This window comes from [Mycobacterium] manitobense (assembly GCF_025821665.1).
GTDB lineage: Bacteria > Actinomycetota > Actinomycetes > Mycobacteriales > Mycobacteriaceae > Mycobacterium > Mycobacterium arseniciresistens.
In genome coordinates this window covers 1-1,429 of the sequence record NZ_JACKSJ010000274.1, presented here as the reverse complement: position 1 = coordinate 1,429, position 1,429 = coordinate 1, and the positions used below count along the sequence as shown (strand labels likewise).

General features: G+C 64.5%; 2 pseudogenes. Both read left to right on the top strand.

Features of this window, described 5'->3' with window-relative positions:
* Window positions 1–481 (top strand): annotated as a pseudogene (locus H7I41_RS30070) (MspA family porin); the annotation flags it as partial.
* Between the two features lie 756 nt (window positions 482–1,237).
* Window positions 1,238–1,429 (top strand): annotated as a pseudogene (locus H7I41_RS30065) (hypothetical protein); the annotation flags it as partial.

Genomic DNA, 1,429 nt, shown 5'->3' with positions numbered 1-1,429 from the left:
GAGGGCAGCCTGGAGCTGGGCTACCAGGTGGGCTTCCCCTGGTCGCTGGGTGTGGGCATCAACTTCAGCTACACCACGCCCAACATCGCCTTCGACGGCTTGGACACCGATGTGGGCGATGAGTCCGCCCTGCTCGAGGGCATCCAGACCCCGCCGCTGTTCCCCGGCGTGTCGATCTCGGCTGACCTGGGCAACGGCCCCGGCATCCAGGAAGTCGCGACGTTCTCGGTGGANCATCCAGACCCCGCCGCTGTTCCCCGGCGTGTCGATCTCGGCTGACCTGGGCAACGGCCCCGGCATCCAGGAAGTCGCGACGTTCTCGGTGGACGTGGCCGGCGCCGACGGTTCGGTCGCGGTCTCGAACGCTCATGGCACCGTCACCGGTGCGGCCGGCGGTGTGCTGCTGCGTCCGTTCGCCCGTCTGATCGCCTCGACCGGTGACAGCGTCACCACCTACGGCGAAGCGTGGAACATGAACTGACCCAGCTCTGACGGAAACGGCCCCCGGTGTCATCCACCGGGGGCCGTTTCCGTATCCGGGTGTCCTGACGCCCGCCTGACGCTCTCACCGCGGCGTGCCACGCGCAGTTGAGTGGGCCCCCGTCTCGGCCGACTAGTTCGTCGGCGAGCAATCCACTTCGTGCATCGAACGATGCACATTCGGAATGGCCACTGGTCGACCGCCCCTATTCCTGATCTCGAAGCTGAGGTTCGCGTGTCCGTAGGTTACGGGCCGGTGAACAGCGCATACGCACAAAATGTGATTCTCGTCACACCGCAGGTGTGATGTGACATCCCTGGGGCGATGGTGCGCGGGTTCAGTTAACAACGCGGCGGGCGGCGCGTCACCCGACGCGCGTGTCAATTGACAAGCGTACGGGTCGCCGGACGGTGGCCCTCGGTAGGCTGAATGTAGCCCCGCGATTGTTCCGATCACCGCCTCTGAGCTGGGCTGATGGCCGCGATGAGGCGCGTGCGGAGAGTTCGGTCCGTCGCTGTGACCCGGCGGATGCGGCCTCCTCGCCCGGAAAGAGCCGCGCGGACACGGGCCGCTCATCTTCGCAAAGCGCATCGCGAGTCGCTGCGACCAAGCGCTCAGCAAAGTGTCAGACACCCCGCACGGGTTCGGCGCGCGACGATCGCTTGCGTTGCCGGGGTGATGTCGCCCCGTTATGTTTCCCGTGTCAACGATGAGCAAGCCGTAAGAACCGAATGTGAAGTTTCTAATTTGCCTCACATGAAGATCTTGCGAGGTGTGTGGTGTACGGACGGCCAGGCACCGAAAACAGACTGGTGGGTTCTTGGACTCGCCCTCGAACAAGCTAGGGAGAACATGAAGGCAATCAGTCGGGTGCTGATCGCGTTGGTTGCGGCCATCGCGGGTCTCTTCGCGAGCACTGGCACCTCAAACGCAGGTCTGGACAACGAG